General features: G+C 60.7%; 22 protein-coding genes. 10 read left to right on the top strand and 12 right to left on the bottom strand.

The window, feature by feature from the left end; translation table 11 throughout:
• Positions 1-18 precede the first annotated feature (18 nt).
• The 4 genes from flgH to ACV8MC_RS25800 all read right to left on the bottom strand — a co-directional run bounded on the left by flgH (position 19) and on the right by ACV8MC_RS25800 (position 4,244).
• On the bottom strand, positions 19-714 hold the full coding sequence (flgH, locus tag ACV8MC_RS25785) for a flagellar basal body L-ring protein FlgH (protein WP_016771110.1): 696 nt from the start codon (positions 712-714) through the stop codon (positions 19-21).
• Positions 715-765: 51 nt separating this feature from the next.
• The gene (flgG, locus tag ACV8MC_RS25790) at positions 766-1,551 is read right to left on the bottom strand and encodes a flagellar basal-body rod protein FlgG (RefSeq protein WP_016771111.1); all 786 of its coding nucleotides are present in this window, start codon (positions 1,549-1,551) and stop codon (positions 766-768) included.
• A 45-nt stretch (positions 1,552-1,596) separates the two neighbouring features.
• Positions 1,597-2,337 carry a flagellar basal body rod protein FlgF gene (locus tag ACV8MC_RS25795; RefSeq protein WP_016771112.1) on the bottom strand — a complete coding sequence of 247 codons (741 nt, stop codon included), beginning with the start codon at positions 2,335-2,337 and terminating at the stop codon, positions 1,597-1,599.
• 344 nt (positions 2,338-2,681) lie between these two features.
• Entirely contained in the window at positions 2,682-4,244 is a 1,563-nt protein-coding gene (locus tag ACV8MC_RS25800; RefSeq protein WP_016771113.1) for a sigma-54-dependent phenylalanine hydroxylase transcriptional regulator PhhR, read from the bottom strand.
• A 393-nt stretch (positions 4,245-4,637) separates the two neighbouring features.
• Here ACV8MC_RS25800 and phhA point away from each other — a divergent pair, with 393 nt between their 5' ends.
• From phhA to ACV8MC_RS25830, 6 genes are all read left to right on the top strand, one after another.
• Positions 4,638-5,429, top strand: a complete 792-nt coding sequence (gene phhA, locus ACV8MC_RS25805) for a phenylalanine 4-monooxygenase (RefSeq protein WP_041478990.1) — start codon at positions 4,638-4,640, stop codon at positions 5,427-5,429.
• A 115-nt stretch (positions 5,430-5,544) separates the two neighbouring features.
• Positions 5,545-5,901: a 4a-hydroxytetrahydrobiopterin dehydratase gene (locus tag ACV8MC_RS25810; protein WP_016771115.1), complete on the top strand. Its 357-nt coding sequence runs from the start codon at positions 5,545-5,547 to the stop codon at positions 5,899-5,901.
• Positions 5,901-7,094, top strand: coding sequence for an amino acid aminotransferase (locus tag ACV8MC_RS25815; RefSeq protein WP_315434973.1), 1,194 nt, complete (start codon positions 5,901-5,903; stop codon positions 7,092-7,094). The genes ACV8MC_RS25810 and ACV8MC_RS25815 overlap by 1 nt, the downstream gene beginning before the upstream one ends.
• Positions 7,095-7,358: 264 nt before the next feature.
• The gene (locus tag ACV8MC_RS25820; protein WP_016771117.1) at positions 7,359-7,490 is read left to right on the top strand and encodes a hypothetical protein; all 132 of its coding nucleotides are present in this window, start codon (positions 7,359-7,361) and stop codon (positions 7,488-7,490) included.
• 70 nt (positions 7,491-7,560) lie between these two features.
• Positions 7,561-7,743, top strand: a complete 183-nt coding sequence (locus ACV8MC_RS25825) for a hypothetical protein (RefSeq protein ID WP_039761215.1) — start codon at positions 7,561-7,563, stop codon at positions 7,741-7,743.
• A gap of 112 nt (positions 7,744-7,855) precedes the next feature.
• Positions 7,856-9,043: an MFS transporter gene (locus ACV8MC_RS25830; RefSeq protein ID WP_095180869.1), complete on the top strand. Its 1,188-nt coding sequence runs from the start codon at positions 7,856-7,858 to the stop codon at positions 9,041-9,043.
• Here the strand turns inward: ACV8MC_RS25830 and arfB are convergent.
• Positions 9,040-9,453: an alternative ribosome rescue aminoacyl-tRNA hydrolase ArfB gene (gene arfB, locus ACV8MC_RS25835; RefSeq protein WP_016771119.1), complete on the bottom strand. Its 414-nt coding sequence runs from the start codon at positions 9,451-9,453 to the stop codon at positions 9,040-9,042. The genes ACV8MC_RS25830 and arfB overlap by 4 nt on opposite strands.
• A gap of 223 nt (positions 9,454-9,676) precedes the next feature.
• Positions 9,677-11,089, bottom strand: a complete 1,413-nt coding sequence (locus ACV8MC_RS25840; protein ID WP_252868992.1) for an amino acid permease — start codon at positions 11,087-11,089, stop codon at positions 9,677-9,679.
• An 891-nt stretch (positions 11,090-11,980) separates the two neighbouring features.
• On the opposite strand from ACV8MC_RS25840, the gene ACV8MC_RS25845 reads away from it, so the two are divergent.
• Together ACV8MC_RS25845 and ACV8MC_RS25850 are read left to right on the top strand one after the other, a co-directional pair.
• On the top strand, positions 11,981-12,118 hold the full coding sequence (locus ACV8MC_RS25845) for a hypothetical protein (RefSeq protein ID WP_003222780.1): 138 nt from the start codon (positions 11,981-11,983) through the stop codon (positions 12,116-12,118).
• A gap of 71 nt (positions 12,119-12,189) precedes the next feature.
• Positions 12,190-13,155 (top strand): M29 family metallopeptidase, encoded by a 966-nt coding sequence (locus tag ACV8MC_RS25850; RefSeq protein ID WP_252868991.1) that lies wholly within the window; start codon positions 12,190-12,192, stop codon positions 13,153-13,155.
• A 196-nt stretch (positions 13,156-13,351) separates the two neighbouring features.
• Here the strand turns inward: ACV8MC_RS25850 and rluB are convergent, their stop codons facing one another.
• From rluB to ACV8MC_RS25880, 6 genes are all read right to left on the bottom strand, one after another.
• Positions 13,352-14,572: a 23S rRNA pseudouridine(2605) synthase RluB gene (gene rluB, locus ACV8MC_RS25855; RefSeq protein WP_150742446.1), complete on the bottom strand. Its 1,221-nt coding sequence runs from the start codon at positions 14,570-14,572 to the stop codon at positions 13,352-13,354.
• A 142-nt stretch (positions 14,573-14,714) separates the two neighbouring features.
• Positions 14,715-14,906, bottom strand: a complete 192-nt coding sequence (locus tag ACV8MC_RS25860; protein WP_016771121.1) for a DUF1289 domain-containing protein — start codon at positions 14,904-14,906, stop codon at positions 14,715-14,717.
• A gap of 143 nt (positions 14,907-15,049) precedes the next feature.
• Positions 15,050-16,015 (bottom strand): SMC-Scp complex subunit ScpB, encoded by a 966-nt coding sequence (scpB, locus tag ACV8MC_RS25865; protein ID WP_056783735.1) that lies wholly within the window; start codon positions 16,013-16,015, stop codon positions 15,050-15,052.
• A gap of 11 nt (positions 16,016-16,026) precedes the next feature.
• Positions 16,027-16,725 (bottom strand): segregation and condensation protein A, encoded by a 699-nt coding sequence (locus ACV8MC_RS25870; RefSeq protein ID WP_174245102.1) that lies wholly within the window; start codon positions 16,723-16,725, stop codon positions 16,027-16,029.
• A 123-nt stretch (positions 16,726-16,848) separates the two neighbouring features.
• Positions 16,849-17,478, bottom strand: a complete 630-nt coding sequence (locus ACV8MC_RS25875) for an L-threonylcarbamoyladenylate synthase (protein ID WP_016771124.1) — start codon at positions 17,476-17,478, stop codon at positions 16,849-16,851.
• 13 nt (positions 17,479-17,491) lie between these two features.
• The gene (locus ACV8MC_RS25880; RefSeq protein WP_039761090.1) at positions 17,492-18,355 is read right to left on the bottom strand and encodes a PHP domain-containing protein; all 864 of its coding nucleotides are present in this window, start codon (positions 18,353-18,355) and stop codon (positions 17,492-17,494) included.
• A gap of 87 nt (positions 18,356-18,442) precedes the next feature.
• On the opposite strand from ACV8MC_RS25880, the gene ACV8MC_RS25885 reads away from it, so the two are divergent.
• The gene (locus tag ACV8MC_RS25885) at positions 18,443-19,039 is read left to right on the top strand and encodes a septation protein A (RefSeq protein ID WP_016771126.1); all 597 of its coding nucleotides are present in this window, start codon (positions 18,443-18,445) and stop codon (positions 19,037-19,039) included.
• 1 nt (position 19,040) lies between these two features.
• On the top strand, positions 19,041-19,340 hold the full coding sequence (locus tag ACV8MC_RS25890) for a YciI family protein (protein WP_016987935.1): 300 nt from the start codon (positions 19,041-19,043) through the stop codon (positions 19,338-19,340).
• Positions 19,341-19,426 lie beyond the last annotated feature (86 nt).

Below are 19,426 nucleotides of genomic sequence, written 5' to 3' on the forward strand. Positions count from 1 at the left end.
CAGATTCAACGTAGCCACCTAGAAAGGGAACAGCGGGCTGAGGAAGAAACGGTCGAACCAGCCTGGCTGACTCGTATCGGCAAACGCGCCGGTACCCGAGTAGGTGATGCGCGCATCGGCGACGCGGGTCGACGACACGGTGTTGTCGGTCGCGATGTCATCGGCGCGGACCATACCGGCGATGCGCACCAGTTCGTCACCGGTGTTGAGCGTCAGCCACTTCTCGCCACGCACGGCGATGATGCCGTTGGGCAGCACGTCGGCCACGGTCACGGTGATCGAACCGGTCAGGCTGTTGCTCTGCCCGGACTTGGCGTCGCCCTTGGTCGAACGGTCGGCGCTGTAGCCAGCGTTCAGGCTCAGGTCACCGCCACCAATCGGGTTGTTGGTGGTCAGGCTGGAGCCGAACAACGAGGTCAGACCAATCGAGTTATCGCTGTTCTTGTCCATCTGCGAGTTGGCGTTCTTGCTCGCCTGGGTGCGCTCGTTCAGGGTGATGGTGATGATGTCACCGACCCGGAACGCCTTGCGGTCGCTGTACAGGTTCTGCTCGAAGCCGGCCTGATAGATCGAGCCGTTATTGGCAGCCGCCGGCAACGGTGTGCGCGGCAACACCGGGGCGTAGTAAGGGTCATTGGGCTTGGGCGTCGGGGCGACGCAGCCCGCGAGCGAGACGACCCCACTCAATGCCAGAACAGATACAAAGCGCTTCATGACCCTACCTCACGGTGTTGCTGGCGACCTCAGGCCGCCCCAAAGACTGGATTACAGATTCTGCGTTACGAACGAGAGCATCTGGTCGGCGGTGGAGATCACCTTGGAGTTCATCTCGTAGGCGCGTTGAGTGGTGATCATGTTGACCATCTCTTCAACGGTGCTGACGTTCGAGGTTTCCAGGGTGTTCTGCAGCGTGGTACCGAAACCGTTCAGGCCCGGGGTGCCGATCTGCGGCGCGCCGGAAGCAGCGGTTTCCAGGAACAGGTTGTTGCCCACGGCTTGCAGACCGGCCGGGTTGATGAAGTCGGCGGTCTGCAGGTTGCCGATCACTTGCGAGGCCGGGTTGCCGGCGATGGTGATCGACACGGTGCCGTCACGGCCGACAGTGAAGGTCTGCGCATCGTTCGGAATGATGATCGCCGGTTCCAGGGCGAAACCGCTGGCGTTGACGATTTGGCCATTGGAGTCGAGGTGGAAAGTACCGTCACGGGTGTAGGACGTGGTGCCGTCCGGCTGCAGGATCTGGAAGAAACCGCGACCGTCGATGGCCATGTCCAGCGGCTGCTCGGTGGTTTGCAGGCTGCCGGCGGTGAAGTTTTTCTGGGTGCCGACAATGCGCACACCGGTACCCACTTGCAGACCCGACGGCAGTTCGCTGTCCTGGGTCGACTGGGCGCCTGGCTGACGCTTGATCTGATAGAGCAAGTCCTGGAACTCGGCACGGTCACGTTTGAAACCCGTGGTCGAAACGTTCGCCAGGTTGTTGGAAATGGTGGTCAGGTTGGTGTCCTGGGCGGACAGACCGGTTTTGGCAACCCATAGAGCCGGAAGCATTCGATTCTCCTCGTGCGCCTGTTTTACGGCGCGACGTTCTGATAATTAGCTGATCTGCAAGACCCGAGCCATGGCCTGGTCGTCGTCTTTGGCGGTGTTCATCATCTTGACGTGCAACTCGAATTGCTTGGCCAGGGCCAGCACCGAAGTCATTTCTTCCACGGCATTGACGTTGCTCGACTCGAGGAAACCCGAGACCAGTTTGACGTTGGCGTCGGCTTGCGCCGGCTGGCCGTCCTTGGTGTAAATCGAACCGTCGAGGCCTTTGTTCATGTTCTTGATGTCCGGGTTGACCAGCTTGATCCGGTCGACTTCGGCCATGACGCGCGGACCTTCGCCCATTGCGCGAATGCTGATGGTGCCGTCTTCGCCGACTTCCACCTGCTGCTCGGGCGGCACGGCGATCGGGCCGCCGTTACCGATCACCGGCATGCCGTTGCCGGCGCGCAGTACGCCGAGGGCGTCGATGTTGAGGCTGCCGGTACGCACGTAGCTTTCGCCGCCGCTGGGGTTTTGCACGGCGATGAAACCGTTGCCGGATACCGCGACGTCGAGTTCACGACCGGTCTGCACCAGCGAGCCCGGCGTGAAGTCGGTGGCAGGACGTTCGCTCATGGCAAACGCGCGCGCCGGAAAGCTGTCGCCGAATACCGGCATCGAACGCGCCTGCTCGAGGTCGCGCTGAAAGCCGTTGGTGGAAATGTTCGCCAGGTTGTTGGCATGCGCCCGCTGCGCCAGTGCGTTCTGGCTGGCGCCGGTCATTGCCACATAAAGGTACTTGTCCACAGTGTTTCCTCTGCATGCCGGACGTTTGCCGCCCACCGCTGTACTGCTCAGCCATAAGCAATTTGCAGACCAACTTTTTATTGGCGGGCGAAGGCCCGGTAAACAGGGGACTTGAGGGGATCGGAGGGGGAATCTGAAATGGGTCGAAGACGAAAAACCGGCGGTGTCATGCCGGTTAGTGGCAATCCTGAGTTCGGCGGGGGATGGAGATCCTGTGGCGAGGGGATTTATCCCCGTTCGGCTGCGCAGCAGTCGCCAAGCCTGCAAATGAGGTCGCTGGGAAGAAAAAGCGGGGCGGCTTCGCCGCCCATCGGGGATAAATCCCCTCGCCACAAAGGCTCTATTTAGCTTTCGGAGGTTTTGCCAACCTCATACTCACGCAACTTGTTGGCAATCGTCGTGTGCGACACACCGAGTCGCTTGCCCAACTGCCGACTGCTTGGATGCTCGGAATACAGCCGTTCCAGCACCGCTTTTTCGAAACGCCCGACGATCTCGTCCAGACTGCCGTCGAGGGAAAAATCGCCAAGCGGCTGACGCACGCCGTAATCCGGCAGGCGAATATGTTCGGCCTTGACCGTGCCGCCGTCGCACAGGGAAACCGCCTGGAACAGCACGTTCTCCAGCTGCCGCACATTGCCCGGCCAGTGGTAATGGCTGAGGCGATCCATCGCCGCCGGAGCCAGTTTCGGCAGCGGACAGCCGATCTGCCGACTGGCCTGGTCGAGAAAGTGTTCAACCAGCGGCGTCAGACCGTCGAGGCACTCGCGCAGCGGCGGGATGTGCAGCGACAGTACGTTCAAGCGGTGATAGAGATCCTGGCGAAACTCACCGCGCGCGCACAATTCGGACAAGTCCACCTGCGTCGCGCAGATCACCCGCACGTCCAGATACACCTCTTCATCACTGCCGACGCGACGGAAGCAACCGTCCTGAAGAAAGCGCAGCAGCTTGACCTGCAAGCGCGGGCTCATCTCGCCGACGCCATCGAGAAACAGCGTGCCGCCAGCGGTCAACTCCAACAGGCCCAGCTTGCCCTCAGCGCGAGCGCCTTCGAAAGCGCCGGGGCCGTAGCCGAACAGTTCGGTCTCGGCCATCGACTCAGGCAGTCCGGCGCAGTTGAGCGCCATCAACGGTGACTGTCCGCGCGGGCTGGCGAGGTGGCAGGCGCGCGCCAGCAATTCCTTGCCAGTGCCGGTTTCGCCTTCTATTAATAGCGGCGCATCCAGCGGCGCCATGCGCCGCGCTTCGCGGACCACAGCGGCCATGACTTTCGAGCTTTGAAAGATGCTGTCGAACCCGCGCAGCTCTTGCTTGCGCACATTGTAGATTCGCTCGCCGACCCGATCGGCGCGGTGCAGCGTCAGCACGGCGCCGGCCATGGCCTCGCTGTCGTCGTGTTCCGATTGCAGCGGCGCGATGTCAGCGAGAAAGATGTCGCCCTTGACCTTGACCCGCATGCCGTTGATTCGCGATTTGTTGGCGCGCACCAATTCCGGCAAATCGAAATCCTCGGCGTAGCGCGACAGCGGAATCCCCGGCACCTCATCGACGCGCACCCCGAGCAACTGCGCCGCCGCGCGGTTGGCCGCAACGATCGAGCCGCCCATGTCGATCGACAGCACCGGAAATTCCAGCGCGCCGAGCAGTGCGTTCAATTCCATGTGCCGGCGTTCGCTGGGCATCAGCCCGACGCGCTTAACCCCGAACACCCCACCGATTGCCTCGAACTTGGGGCGCAACGCCTGGAACTGGATGTTGATCAGGTTCGGGCAGTGCAGGTAGATCGCATTGCCATGCTCACCACCCACCTCGCCGCGTGCGACGTTGATCCCGTACGCCACCAGCAGATTGAGGATGTCACGCAGGATGCCGATGCGATTCTGGCAGTGGACTTTGATGCGCATAGAAAAAGGTCCGACAGGTTTGAAAGATAAACACATGTCCTTGTGGGAGCGAGCCTGCTCGCGAAGGCGCCAGCTCATCCAGTATCGATGTGTCAGACAGACCGCTTTCGCGAGCAGGCTCGCTCCCACAGGGTTCTGTGGCGCGCCCGGGGCAGATGTTTCTGTCGGGGCACGCAGATAGTTGTCAAGATTATGTGACAGCCCCGACCCTTTTCAAACCCGCCAATCACCGTAAATGCGCATTACCCGACAAAGCGTAACGATAACTTTACGAAACAAGCAGAATTTTCCTACGCACACACCGGTCAACATGCTGCACACCCTGTCACTCTCGGGTATTCCTTTAGCCATCGCTGGACATAACAAAAACGAATTTCCTAGCAGGAGAGCAGCATGAAGCAGACGCAATACGTGGCTCGCGAGCCCGATGCGCAAGGTTTTATCGACTACCCCGCCGAAGAACATGCGGTGTGGAACACGCTGATCACTCGCCAGTTGAAGGTGATTGAAGGTCGTGCGTGCCAGGAATATCTGGACGGTATCGAAAAACTCGGTCTGCCCCACGACCGCATCCCGCAACTGGCCGAGATCAACAAAGTCCTCGGCGAGACCACCGGCTGGCAGGTTGCCCGGGTGCCAGCACTGATTCCCTTCCAGACGTTTTTCGAGTTGCTTGCCAGCAAGCAATTCCCCGTCGCCACCTTCATACGTACCCGCGAAGAACTCGACTATCTGCAAGAGCCGGACATCTTTCACGAGATCTTCGGCCACTGCCCGCTACTGACCAACCCCTACTTCGCTGAATTCACCCACACCTATGGCAAGCTCGGCCTGCAGGCGACCAAGGAAGAGCGCGTGTATCTGGCCCGGTTGTACTGGATGACCATCGAATTCGGCCTGGTCGACACCCCGCACGGCAAGCGCATCTACGGCGGCGGGATTCTGTCTTCGCCGAAAGAAACCGTTTACTGCCTGTCGGACGAGCCCGAACATCAGCTCTTCGATCCGCTGGAAGCCATGCGCACGCCGTATCGCATCGACATCCTGCAACCGCTGTACTTCGTCCTGCCCAATCTCAAGCGCCTGTTCGATGTGGCCCATGAAGACATCATGGCCATGGTCCGTCAGGGCATGCAGCTGGGCTTGCACGCGCCGAAATTTCCGCCGAAACCCAAAGCCGCCTGAACCGCGACTTTTGCTGACAATTGCGTCTGTCCGTCGCCGCCACTTTGCTTTAGCGTGACGGCATTGACGGCACACGCGCTTTAATAAAAAACACACTCGTTTTCAGGAATCCACCATGTCGACTTTGAACCAAGCCCACTGCGAAGCCTGCCGCGCCGATGCGCCACAAGTCAGCGACGAGGAACTGCCGATCCTGATCAAGCAGATCCCTGACTGGAACATCGAAGTACGCGACGGCATCATGCAGTTGGAGAAAGTTTTCCTGTTCAAGAACTTCAAACACGCTCTGGCGTTCACCAACGCCGTGGGCGAGATCTCCGAGGCCGAAGGTCACCACCCGGGCCTGCTGACCGAGTGGGGCAAAGTCACCGTGACCTGGTGGAGCCACTCGATCAAAGGCCTGCACCGCAACGACTTCATCATGGCCGCGCGCACTGACGAAGTAGCGAAGACCGCAGAAGGACGCAAGTAATGCACTTCGACGTCATCGGCCGGGTCCCCGGCGACCCGATTCTCGGTTTGATGGAGGCCTATGCTCAGGATGCCAATCCGCGCAAGTTCGACCTTGGCGTTGGCGTCTACAAGGATGCCCAGGGCCTGACGCCGATCCCGGAAGCGGTGAAAATCGCCGAAGCGCGACTGGTCGAAAGCCAGGACACCAAAACCTACATCGGTGGCCACGGCAACCCGCTGTTCGGCAAGGTCATCAATGAGCTGGTGCTCGGTGCCGACTCACAACTGATCACCGAACAACGCGCCGGCGCCACCCAGACCCCGGGCGGCACCGGCGCCCTGCGTCTGGCTGCCGACTTCATCGCCCAATGCCTGCCGGGCAAAGGCGTGTGGTTGAGCAACCCGACCTGGCCGATCCACGAAACCATTTTCGCCGCCGCCAAGGTCAAGGTCAGTCACTACCCTTATGTGGGCAGTGACAATCGCCTCGACGTCGAAGCGATGCTCGCCGTGCTCAAGGAAGTGCCGAAGGGCGACGTGGTGCTGCTGCATGCGTGCTGCCACAACCCGACCGGCTTCGATCTGAGCCATGACGACTGGAAGCGCGTGCTTGAAGTGGTGCGCAGCCGCGATCTGCTGCCGCTGATCGACTTTGCTTATCAGGGTTTTGGCGATGGCCTGGAGCAGGACGCGTGGTCGACCCGGTTGTTCGCGGCACAGCTGCCGGAGCTGTTGATCACCAGTTCCTGCTCGAAGAACTTCGGCCTGTATCGCGACCGTACCGGGGCACTGATCGTCTGCGCGACCAGCGCCGACAAGCTCATCGACATCCGCAGCCAACTGGCCAACATCGCCCGCAATCTGTGGTCGACGCCGCCGGATCACGGCGCGGCGGTGGTCGCGACCATCCTCGCCGATCCAGAGCTGAAAGCGCGCTGGGCCGATGAAGTGGAAGCGATGCGTCTGCGGATCGCCCAGCTGCGCAGCGGTCTGGTCGAAGCGCTGGAACCCCACGGTTTGCGCGAGCGCTTCGCGCACATCGGTGTGCAACGCGGGATGTTCTCCTACACCGGCCTGTCGCCGGAACAGGTGAAAACCCTGCGCGAGCGGCACAGCGTGTACATGGTCAGTTCCGGCCGCGCGAACGTCGCCGGCATCGACGCCACCCGCCTCGCATCGCTCGCGGACGCCATCGCTGACGCCTGCAAATAGCCCCCTATGCTCGTTCCCACGCTCCGCGTGGGAATGCAGCCCGGGACGCTCCGCGTCCCAACAGCGGACGCAGAGCGTCCATTGAGGCGTTCCCACGCAGAGCGTGGGAACGATCAGCAGACCCAGCGCTTGCCTCCCCTGCGGCCATCTGTCGCATTAATTTGAATTAAAAGTCTGATTGTCATTTTTCCTGCTGTATCCTGCGCAGGCTTTGTAAAGCGCGGAGCACCTGATCTATCAACAGACTTAGCGAGGAGCGCACCCATGCACGAGATTCCCAATCTCCCCTTCCCAAGCCTGCACGTACCTGAGCAGACGACCCCGCAACACGCCGGCGCTGAAAAGCCCGAGCCGCAGGAAGCCGCTGACAGCCGCAAAGCCGACAGCGAAGAGTAAGACCCGCCGTACAGACCGTGTGGAAAGCGCTAACATGCGCTTTCCACACTGCCTGAAACCCGAGCCCGCCATGACCGACGAATTCTCCGAAAGCCAAGCTGCCGTGCTGATCGGCGCCACCGAGAAGATGATCGAGATCTGGAATCGCCTCTCGCCCGAGAAGCAAGCTGCCCTGCTCGAACGTTTCGGCAGCGAAGAAAACGCCCTCGCCGCCCTCGTCACCACGCAACTGGTCGCCCCGGCGAAATCGTGAAAGCGCCGCCCGGCAAATAGTTTTACTTTTCCCCGCCCCTGAACGGTTCACGCCGGTATCATAAGCAGCCTATCTAATCTGCTGCTCCCGTGGATCGTTACCCATGTCGTCTATATCCGAGCCCCAGCGTCCGCTGGCGGTTACGCTGCAAGTAGTCTCCATCGTCCTCTTCACCTTTATCGGTTACCTGAACATCGGCATCCCGCTCGCCGTGTTGCCGGGCTATGTCCACAGTGACCTTGGTTTCGGCGCCGTGATCGCCGGGCTGGTGATCAGCGTGCAATACCTCGCCACCCTGCTCAGCCGCCCGTATGCCGGCAAGATCATCGACAACCAGGGCAGCAAACGCGCAGTGATGATTGGCCTCGCTGGTTGCGGCTTGAGCGGTGTGTTCATGCTGATTTCCGCGTGGACGCCGAACCTGCCGCTGCTCAGTCTGATCAGCCTCTTAATTGGCCGTCTGGTGCTGGGCAGCGCGGAAAGCCTGGTCGGTTCCGGTTCGATTGGCTGGGGCATCGGCCGGGTCGGCGCGGCGAATACGGCGAAAGTGATTTCCTGGAACGGCATCGCCAGTTATGGCGCCCTGGCGATCGGCGCGCCGTTCGGTGTGTGGCTGGTAAGCAGGTTGGGGCTGTGGAGCATGGGCGTGAGCATCATCCTCCTCGCTTTGCTCGGTCTGGCGCTGGCATGGCCGAAGACCGCCGCGCCGATCGTCGCCGGTGAACGCCTGCCGTTCATGCATGTGCTGGGCAAAGTCTTCCCCCACGGCTGCGGGCTCGCGCTGGGTTCGATCGGCTTCGGCACCATCGCCACTTTCATCACCCTGTACTACGCGACCCAGCACTGGGACAACGCGGTGCTGTGCCTGAGCCTGTTCGGCGCCAGCTTCATCGGCGCGCGGCTGCTGTTCGGCAACCTGATCAACCGCCTCGGCGGCTTCCGCGTGGCGATTGCCTGCCTGTCGGTGGAAACGTTGGGTTTGTTGTTGCTGTGGATCGCGCCGGATGCGCATTGGGCACTGGCGGGCGCGGCGCTGAGCGGTTTCGGCTTCTCGCTGGTGTTCCCGGCGCTGGGCGTGGAAGCAGTGAATCTGGTGCCGGCCTCGAGCCGTGGCGCGGCGGTCGGTGCCTATTCACTGTTCATTGATTTGTCGCTGGGGATCACCGGGCCGCTGGCCGGGGCGATCGCAGCAGGATTCGGTTTTGCTTCGATCTTCCTGTTCGCAGCCTTCGCTGCGTTGAGCGGACTTGGCTTGAGTGTCTATCTGTATAGGCACACGGCAAAATACCGCGAGGCTTAAAAATCCACTTTGCCGCGCCCGGCCTTGATACTGCCGCGCTTGGTTTTCGACTCCAGCCGACGCTTCTTCGAGCCGAGGGTCGGCTTGGTCGGGCGGCGTTTCTTTTCCACTTTGGTGGCGCTGAGAATCAGCTCGACCAGCCGCTCCAGCGCATCGGCGCGGTTGGCTTCCTGGGTGCGATATTGCTGCGCCTTGATGATCAGCACGCCGTCGCTGGTGATACGGCTGTCACGCAGCGCCAGCAGGCGTTCCTTGTAGAACTCCGGCAATGACGAGTTGGGAATGTCGAAGCGCAAGTGCATGGCGCTGGAGACCTTGTTGACGTTCTGCCCACCGGCGCCCTGCGCGCGGATGGCGGTCAATTCGATCTCGGCATCCGGCAGATGCACATTGTTGGAAATCACCAGCATGGAAAAGCGTCCGTAATCAGAGCGTGCAGGATAACCTGATTCACTCAACCTCTGTGGGAGCGAGCCTGCTCGCGAAGGCGGTGTGTCAGTCGATGCAGATGTTTCTGATGGACCGCTTTCGCGAGCAGGCACGCTCCCACAGGGTTCGGTGTGATGCCAGATTTTTCCATCTCAAAACAACAAACCCGGCACTTGGCCGGGTTTGCTGTTTCTGCTTGAGCGGTTACTTGGCGATCACTGGCAGCGCCTGCTGGGCACTGCGCTTGTTCTTGATCAGGTAGCAGACCCACATGAACACCACCCACACCGGAATCGCGTACACCGAGATCTGAATTCCCGGGATCAGCAGCATCACGCCGAGGATGAACACCACGAACGCCAGGCAGACGAAGTTGCCGTACGGGTACCACAGCGCCTTGAACAGCGGCGTCTGTCTGGTCTGGTTCATGTGCTGGCGGAATTTGAAGTGCGAGTAGCTGATCATCGCCCAGTTGATCACCAGCGTCGCAACCACCAGCGACATCAGCAGTTCCAGCGCGTGCTGCGGGATCAGGTAGTTGAGCAACACGGCAACCAGCGTCACTGCCGCCGAAGCCAGAATCGAACGCACCGGCACGCCGCGCTTGTCGATCTTCGCCAGAGCTTTCGGCGCGTCACCCTGCTCGGCCATCCCCAGCAGCATACGGCTGTTGCAGTAGGTGCCGCTGTTGTACACCGACAGCGCGGCGGTCAGCACGACGAAGTTGAGGATGTGCGCGGCGGTGTTGCTGCCGAGCATCGAGAACACTTGTACGAACGGGCTGCCGCTGTAGGAATCGCCCGAGGCGTTGAGCGTTTCCAGCAGGCTGTCCCAAGGAGTCAGCGACAGCAGGATCACCAGCGCGCCGATGTAGAAAATCAGGATGCGGTAGATCACCTGGTTGATCGCTTTCGGAATCACGGTTTTCGGCTTGTCGGCTTCAGCGGCGGTGAAACCGAGCATTTCCAGACCGCCGAAGGAGAACATGATGATCGCCATGGCCATCACCAGACCGCTCACCCCATTGGGGAAGAAACCGCCGTGGGACCACAGGTTGGAGACCGAGGCTTGCGGGCCGCCATGGCCGCTGACCAGCAGGTAGCTGCCCAGGGCGATCATGCCGACGATGGCCACGACCTTGATGATCGCAAACCAGAATTCGGCCTCACCGAAGACTTTGACGTTGGCCAGGTTGATCGCGTTGATCAGCACGAAGAATGCAGCAGCGGAGACCCAGGTCGGGATGTCCGGCGCCCAGTAATGGATGTACTTGCCGACCGCTGTCAGCTCGGACATGCCCACCAGAATGTACAGAATCCAGCAGTTCCAGCCGGAGAGGAAACCGGCGAAACCGCCCCAGTATTTGTGCGCGAAGTGGCTGAAGGAACCGGCCACCGGCTCTTCGACGATCATTTCGCCGAGCTGGCGCATGATCATGAAGGCGATGAAGCCGCAAATGGCGTAGCCGAGGATCATCGACGGGCCGGCGGATTTCAGTACCCCGGCAGAACCGAGGAACAATCCGGTACCGATCGCGCCACCGAGGGCGATCAGTTGAATATGGCGATTTTTCAGGCCGCGCTTAAGCTCGCCTGATTGCGAGGGTTGTCCACTCATGAAAAGGTCTCACGCAAGGTTTGATGATGTTCAGTAGACGTTGCTGCAAGGTTGCGATTTCAGGCAGCCCCGATCAAACCCCAGCGCAGGCACCAGGAGTTCAGCTCATTTACAACGGTCATGCGTCACCTGTTTGTTTTTATCTGTGACGAAATCGAACCCGGCACGCTTGTGGCGCGGCGGAGTGAACAAGGCGGATAGCCTCGAGATTTTTGCGATTACGCAGAGGGTCACAGTTAAAACGCGGCGCATTGTACACCGCTAACCCCCTGCTGCCAGACCCGCCTGATCAGCGTGTCGGTTGCAGGGATTGCACGTGTCCGCCTCGACAGTGCCGAGCGGCTGCAAAATATGAGTCAGGCCTTTGCAGGCCATCGACGGGGACGAGGAAAAAACCGTCCCACGGGGAGAAGTGGAAATCAGTCGCGGCGTTCATTGCGCCTCCTTCTTGTTATTCGCCTGCACGACAGGCATGGGGCGCATCACACCCTGCTTGAAGGCTGGAAACAAGCGCGCCAGAGCCTTGCGCGGCAGCTGTTCTCCCGGCTTACGGAAGCTTTTCCTTACAACCGATGCGGAGGCGGGAAATCACCGCTCCCGCGGGGTCTTTTCGTCACGTTTTGTTTACAACGCGTAACGAATATTTTCCGAATCAGAAATTTCCGAAGGACGTCTGCATATTGACGGTAGCTAGCTTGCTATCAATTTCGCCTGCCTAGTTTTTTGTTTTCAAATAAGAAAACCGATCCTGAAAAACAGAACAAAAAGTCTATTTAAAAATTAAATGGATAAAATTTTGCATTACGAAAAAGCCTCAACTAGGTTTTTCACGTCTCACCGGCCACCTCGACCGGTCAGTCATAAACCGTGAAATTCTCTAGGAGATCGACCATGCAAGCACTGGAAAAAGACTTGGATACCGAACTGCAACTGGACGAATGGTTTGAAGCGCCAACCCATGAGGCCGCTGTGGAAATGATGCAAGCCGACGCGGTGGTTCCGTTCGGCACGGCGATGTGGCCTCTGTAAGACATCCCGGGCAGGCACGGTCCGGCCGGTCGTGCCTGCCGCTTCATTCCCCGGTCAGTCAGGGAGGATTCATGGACAAGCCCCGCGCCATCTCGCATTTCCTTTACTACCTCGAACATCACCCTGCCCTCGCCGGCCTCGACTCGGCGAAGGTCATGCTGGGCCACACCGCCGATTACGAAGCCCTGACCGGCGCCATTGCCGAACAGGCCGGCGAGCATCCGCGCTTTGAGTTCAGCGCCCGGCGCCTGGACCTGGAAAGCACCGCAGCGCTGTCCGAGGCAATTGCCGACAGCGATCTGTACATTTTCTTCTACGACTCTTCCACCCTGCCCAACCCGCGCCCCGACGGCCCGGAGTTCGTCCGCGCACTGCAAGCGGTGATGGCGGAAAACTGGAAGAAGTCGCTGCTGTTCAAGGATTACGGCGACTATTTCTACGACACCTTCAGCATCACCCCGCAACGCATCGCCGGACTCAACAGTCACTTGATCCAGCGCATGTCCCAGGCGACCACGCTGAGTTTCAAGGATGACCACGGCTCATGGTTCGAAACGCCGATGAGCAGCATCAAGAAGTGGACCGACATCAACGGCGTCGGCAACTTTGACCTCGCCCCCGGCGAAATCGCCACCCATAGCGAAGCCATCAATGGCCACGTGAAGTTCAAGGGCACCTTCCTCAGCACCATCCCCTTCGCGCGCAAGTACGGCGTGCTGGAATCGCCGCTGGAGCTGTGGATCGAGAACTCGACCATCAGCCGCATCGCCACCGACGTGCCGGGGCTGGAGCAGGATTTCAACAAGTACCTGGATGCCAACCCGTCGAACCGGCGGATTGAGGAGTTGGGGATTGGCACCAACGAAGGCGTGAAGGATCTATATGCGCGCAATGCCGGGTTTGAGGAGCGGCATTGTGGGTTGCATCTTGGATTAGGCGGTGGCGCCAAGGGCAGTCATCACCTGGACCTGATCTTTTCTGGCGGGGTGTTGGCGCTGGATGACAAGCCGGTTTTCGATGGCCGATTTGTGTTTTAGGCGACTGACGCCTTCGCGAGCAGGCTCGCTCCCACAGGGATTTATGTTCGACGCAACTCCAATGTGGGAGCGAGCCTGCTCGCGAAGAGGCCCAATCAGACGCTACATGAGTTTCGCCAGACGAAAAAAAACGCCAACCCTAAGGTTGGCGTTTTTGCTTCAACTTGCAGCTTGCAGCTAGTAACTCACAGCTGCCTTATTCCGGCTTTTTGCGACCGAAACCCGGGCGCTGACCGGAACCGGCCGGTGCGCCGCGACGCTTGCCCGAGGGCTTGTCGCCGTCGACCAGTTTGATCCCCGGACGCTTCGGCGCCGGTTTGGCCGGGCGCTTGTTGGTGGTGTCGGCTGGACGATCCGCCACTGGCGTACCGCGACCGGCCGGTGCACGACCTTCGCCACGCTCAGTGCGACCGCTGGCCGGACGCGGTGCGCGCTCGCCGTCACGGGCGACTGGCTTGCGACCTGGACGCTCGCCTTCGATCTGCGGCTCACGGCTCGGGCGCGGCGCGGTCGGTGCGCCGGCGGCTGGACGCAGGGTGCGTACGCGCTCGGTCTTGGCCATCGGCCGCGACGATTTGCGCTGCATGCGTTCGAGCTTGTCCTTGCTCTTCGCGTTCAGCTGCGGCATTGCCACCGGCGTCAGGCCGACTTCGGCGCTGAGCACGTCGACTTCGTACTGGCTCATTTCACGCCAGCGACCCATCGGCAGGTCGGAGTTGAGGAACACCGGACCGAAACGCACGCGCTTCAGACGGCTGACCACCAGACCTTGGGATTCCCACAGACGACGCACTTCACGGTTGCGCCCTTCCATGACCACGCAGTGGTACCAGTGGTTGAAACCTTCACCGCCCGGCGCCTGTTGAATGTCGGTGAAACGCGCCGGACCGTCTTCCAGCACCACGCCGGCCTTCAGGCGTTCGATCATCTCGTCGTCGACTTCACCGCGTACACGCACGGCGTACTCGCGGTCCATCTCGTAGGACGGGTGCATCAGACGGTTGGCCAGCTCACCGTCAGTGGTGAACATCAGCAGACCGGTGGTGTTGATGTCGAGACGGCCGATGTTGATCCAGCGGCCTTCTTTCGGACGCGGCAGCTTGTCGAACACGGTCGGACGGCCTTCCGGGTCGTCACGGGTGCAGATTTCGCCGTCGGGCTTGTTGTACATGATCACGCGGCGCACCGATTCGGCGGCCTCTTCGCGTTTGATCACTTTGCCATCGATGGTGATGGCGTCGTGCATGTCGACGCGCAGGCCGAGGGTGGCGTCTTTGCCATTGACCTTGATCCGGCCCTGGCTGATCCAGGATTCCACGTCACGGCGCGAGCCGACGCCGATACGGGCGAGGACCTTCTGCAGCTTTTCGCCTGCTGGGCCGATTTCCTGGTCGTCTTTCTGATTGATGTCACTCATCTGGGCACCTCCCGGTGTGGTCTGTTCAGGCGGCGCCTGAAGTATTGAAAACTGGGTCCAGGCCGAAGGGATCGGCGAAGGGTCGCGAATCATACGCGGATGTGCGCCGTCGCGCATCAGAGACTAGCTGATCGATTGCCGGTTATTTCTTTTTCCGCCGACCGGCACCACCGAGTTTGATCAGGCGCAGCGCGGCTTCGGCCAGCACCGTGCGTTTGTCGTCCTTGTCGAGCTTCTTCCAGGCCTTGATCTCGCGCTTGCTGCGACCGCAACCCAGGCAGATGTCGTCGGAGAATTTGCAGAGGCTGATGCAGGGGTCTTTGGTTGAGCTCATCGCAATCTCCAGAACGACATTTCACCCTGTGGGAGCGAGCCTGCTCGCGAAGGCCCGTTGTCATTCAGCATTAATGTATCTGACACACCGCCTTCGCGAGCAGGCTCGCTCCCACAGCGTCTTCACTGGTTTCTCGATAGGCGTCAGTCTTCGAACTCGCGCCGTTCGGCTTCGATCGCCTCGGCCAGTGCGCGGGCTTCGGCTTCTTCTTCGCTGAGTTCCGGTTCAGGCTGTTCGAGGGCGGCGACAGCGGCCAGGAGCTTCTCGCGGGCCTCGGCGACACCGAGAATGTCTTCTTCCGGTTCGGCGTCAGGCGCCGCTTCAAGTTCAACTTCAGCTTCAACAACCGGCGCGATGATCTCAGGCTCAGACACCGGCGCTTCGCCATCCACCGCATCACGCAGCAAGTCGTCAAAGTCGGTTTTGATGCCTTCTTCCATGCTGTCCAGCTCCAGCAGCAGGGAATGGAAACTGGTTTCTTCCTTCTCCTCCTCCGGCTCGGCGCTGGCGTCGGCCAGTTCCTGCAGACTCTGCGGCACCGGCGCGTCGTCGAAGTCGAGCACCGGTTCGGCTTCCATCTCGCGCAGTTCGGCCAGCGGCGGCAGGTCTTCGAGGTTTTTCAGGTTGAAGTGGTCGAGAAACGCCTTGGTCGTGGCGAACATAGCCGGTTTGCCCGGCACGTCCCGATAGCCGACGACGCGGATCCACTCACGCTCGAGCAAGGTCTTGACGATGTTGCTGTTGACCGCCACGCCACGCACGTCTTCGATCTCGCCACGGGTGATCGGCTGGCGATAGGCGATCAGCGCGATGGTCTCCAGCAACGCACGGGAATAGCGCTGCGGGCGTTCTTCCCAGAGACGGCCGACCCACGGTGAAAACTTCTCGCGGATCTGCAAGCGATAGCCCGACGAGACTTCCTTGAGTTCAAAGGCGCGGCCCTCGCAGGACTTGCCGAGCAGGGTCAGGGCTTTCTTGAAGACCGCCGGCTCCGGCCGCTCGCCTTCTTCAAACAGTTCATACAGGCGCTCAAGGGATTGCGGCTTTCCCGAGGCCAACAGAAAGGCTTCAAGCAGGGACGCCAGCTCGCGGGGTTCAGTCAGGTTCATACAGGGACTCGTTATTCGGCTCGGGCTCGCACGTGGATCGCAGCGAACGGCTCATTCTGCACCAGCTCGACCAAGGATTCCTTGACCAGTTCAAGGATCGCCATGAAGGTCACCACCACACCCAGGCGGCCTTCTTCAGCGGTGAACAGCTCGACAAACGGCACGAAGCCGCCGCCCTTGAGCCGTTCCAGCACATCGCTCATGCGCTCGCGGGTGGACAGCGCTTCGCGACTGACCTGGTGGCTTTCGAACATGTCGCCACGGCGCAGCACCTCGGCCATGCACATCAGAATCTCTTCCAGCGCGACGTCGGGCAACAGCTTGCGCGCCCGCGCTTCCGGGGCGTCGAGCCTGGGCACGATCACATCGCGACCGACCCGACTCAGCCCATCGATACCTTCAGCGGCAGCCTTGAAGCGCTCGTATTCCTGCAAGCGGCGGATCAGTTCAGCGCGCGGGTCGTCTTCTTCATCTTCAACGGTTTCGGCGCGCGGCAGAAGCATGCGCGATTTGATCTCGGCGAGCATCGCCGCCATCACCAGGTATTCGGCGGCCAGCTCCAGACGCACCGATTGCATCAACTCGACATAGCCCATGTACTGGCGGGTGATTTCCGCCACCGGAATGTCGAGGATATTGATGTTCTGTTTGCGGATCAGGTACAGCAGCAGGTCGAGCGGGCCTTCGAAGGCTTCAAGAAAAACTTCCAGCGCATCCGGCGGGATGTACAGGTCCAGCGGCATTTCCATGACCGCCTGACCATAGACCATCGCGAACGGCAGTTCCTGCTGGGCGCCGGCCTGGGGATCGACCACGGTTTCCACTGCGGACATTCAGGCCTCGACCATGAACGGCGTCGGATCGCCGCAACCAACGCGGACCACTTCCGGGTCATCGCCGGTCAGGTCAATCACCGTTGAGGCCTTGATACCGCCAAAACCGCCGTCGATGATCAGATCGACCTGATGCTCAAGCAACTGGCGCATTTCGTAAGGATCGCTGAGCGGGTCTTCATCGCCGGGCATGATCAGCGTCACGCTCATCAGCGGCTCGCCGAGTTCGGCCAGCAGCGCCAGCGCGATCGGATGGCTCGGCACGCGCAGACCGATGGTGCGTTTCTTCGGATGCAGCAACAGGCGCGGCACTTCGCGGGTGGCGTTGAGAATAAAGGTGTAAGGCCCCGGCAGGTGCGCCTTGAGAATGCGGAAGGTGCCGGTGTCGATCTTGGCGTAATTGCCCAGTTGCGACAGGTCGCTGCAGATCAGCGCGAAGTTGTGCTTTTCATCGAGCTGACGCAGCCGTCGCACACGCTCGATGGCGGTCTTGTCGCCGATCTGGCAACCAATGGCGTAGGACGAGTCCGTGGGATAAATCACCACCCCGCCTTTGCGGATGATCTCGACCGCCTGTTTGATCAGGCGCGCTTGCGGGTTTTCCGGATGTATCTGGAAAAATTGACTCACATTCTCTACCTGTTCAGACGGCGGCAATATCTGTGTCATGTTTGAACCGACACCACAGGGGTGGAAGGTCCTCGGGAACCGGCCGGTACTGGCCGATCTCGGACCAGCCGCCAGGGCCATGGAAGTCACTGCCGGCGCTGACCAGCAGACCGAACTCACGGGCAAGGATCGCCAGGCTGCCCACCTGTTCTGCGGGCTGATGGCCATTGACCACCTCGATAGCATGCCCGCCTGCTTGAATATAGTCGGCAATCAGCTTTCGGCGCTTGCTACGCGTGAAATCGTAGTGCCATGGATGCGCCAGGCTGACCCAGGCACCGGCGGCGCGCAGGGTGCCGACAGTGTCTTCCAGCGTCGGCCAGTGCAGTTTGACGTCGCCGAGTTTGCCGGCGCCGAGCCATTTGCGGAACGCCTCGGCGCGATCCTTTACATAACCTTCTCGCACCATCCAGTCGGCGAAATGCGGCCGGGCCGGCGCGTTGCCGCTGTCGCCCAGTTCCTGCTGGATCTGCCGGGCGCCGTCGAGGGCACCGGGCATCCCCTTGAGTGCGAGCTTGCGGCTTATTTCTTCCGACCGCAGCCAGCGGCCATCGTGCAATTTGGCGATCGCTTCGACCAACGGCGCAGCGTTGACGTCGAAACCGTAGCCCAATACGTGAATGGTCGCCCCGCCCCAGGTGCAGGACAATTCGACGCCATTGACCAGTTGCATGCCCAACTCGGTGGCGGCAGTACGCGCCTCGGCGAGCCCCTCAAGAGTGTCGTGGTCGGTCAACGCCAGGACTCGCACGCCGTTTTCGAACGCTCGCGCAACCAGAACCGCAGGCGCCAAGGCGCCATCGGAGGCCGTGCTGTGGCAGTGCAAATCAACATTCACGGGGAGTTGTAACCTCAAATCAGCTGGCGCTATCGCGCGCCCATATGTTTGTTATTATGCCGCCACATCCAGCTTCTGGCTCTCACTGTGAAACAATTCATCGATTTCATCCCGCTTCTGCTGTTCTTCATCGTTTACAAACTTGATCCACGGGTCGTCGACATTGCCGGCCAGCAAGTGACCGTAGGCGGTATCTACAGCGCCACGGCGATGCTGATCATCAGTTCGCTGGTGGTGTACGGCGCGCTGTTCATCAAGCAGCGCAAGCTGGAAAAGAGCCAATGGCTGACGCTGATCGCCTGCCTGGTATTCGGCAGCCTGACGCTGGCCTTCCACAGCGAAACCTTCCTGAAATGGAAAGCGCCGGTGGTCAACTGGCTGTTCGCTGCGGCGTTCATCGGTAGCCACTTCATCGGCGATCGCCTGCTGATCAAGCGCATCATGGGCCACGCGCTGACCCTGCCAGACCCGGTCTGGACGCGCCTGAACATCGCCTGGATCGGCTTTTTCCTGTTCTGCGGCGCAGCCAACCTGTTCGTCGCCTTCACCTTCCAGAGCATCTGGGTCGACTTCAAGGTGTTCGGCAGCCTGGGCATGACCGTGCTGTTCCTGGTCGCACAGGGCGTTTACCTGTCGCGCCATCTGCATGACACCGATACCACAACGCCAAAAACCGAGGACTGACATGCTCTACGCCATCATTGCCACCGACGTTGCCAACTCGCTGGAAGCTCGCCTGGCCGCACGCCCCGCTCATCTGGAACGCCTGCAAGCGCTCAAGGGCGAAGGCCGCATCGTGCTGGCCGGCCCGCACCCGGCCGTCGACAGCAATGATCCGGGCGCAGCGGGTTTCACCGGCAGCCTGATCGTCGCCGAGTTCGACTCCCTCAGCGCCGCACAGGCCTGGGCCGATGCCGATCCGTACATTGCCGCCGGCGTCTACGCCAATGTGATCGTCAAGCCGTTCAAGCAAGTCCTGCCTTAAGTCCTTCCACGCGATGAACCTTCTCGGTTCATCGCGCTCTCAATCGCTCATTATTCTCGTTTGCCTGCCGACAACCTGCCCAATAT

This window comes from Pseudomonas sp. PK-RTE-24 (assembly GCF_054052265.1).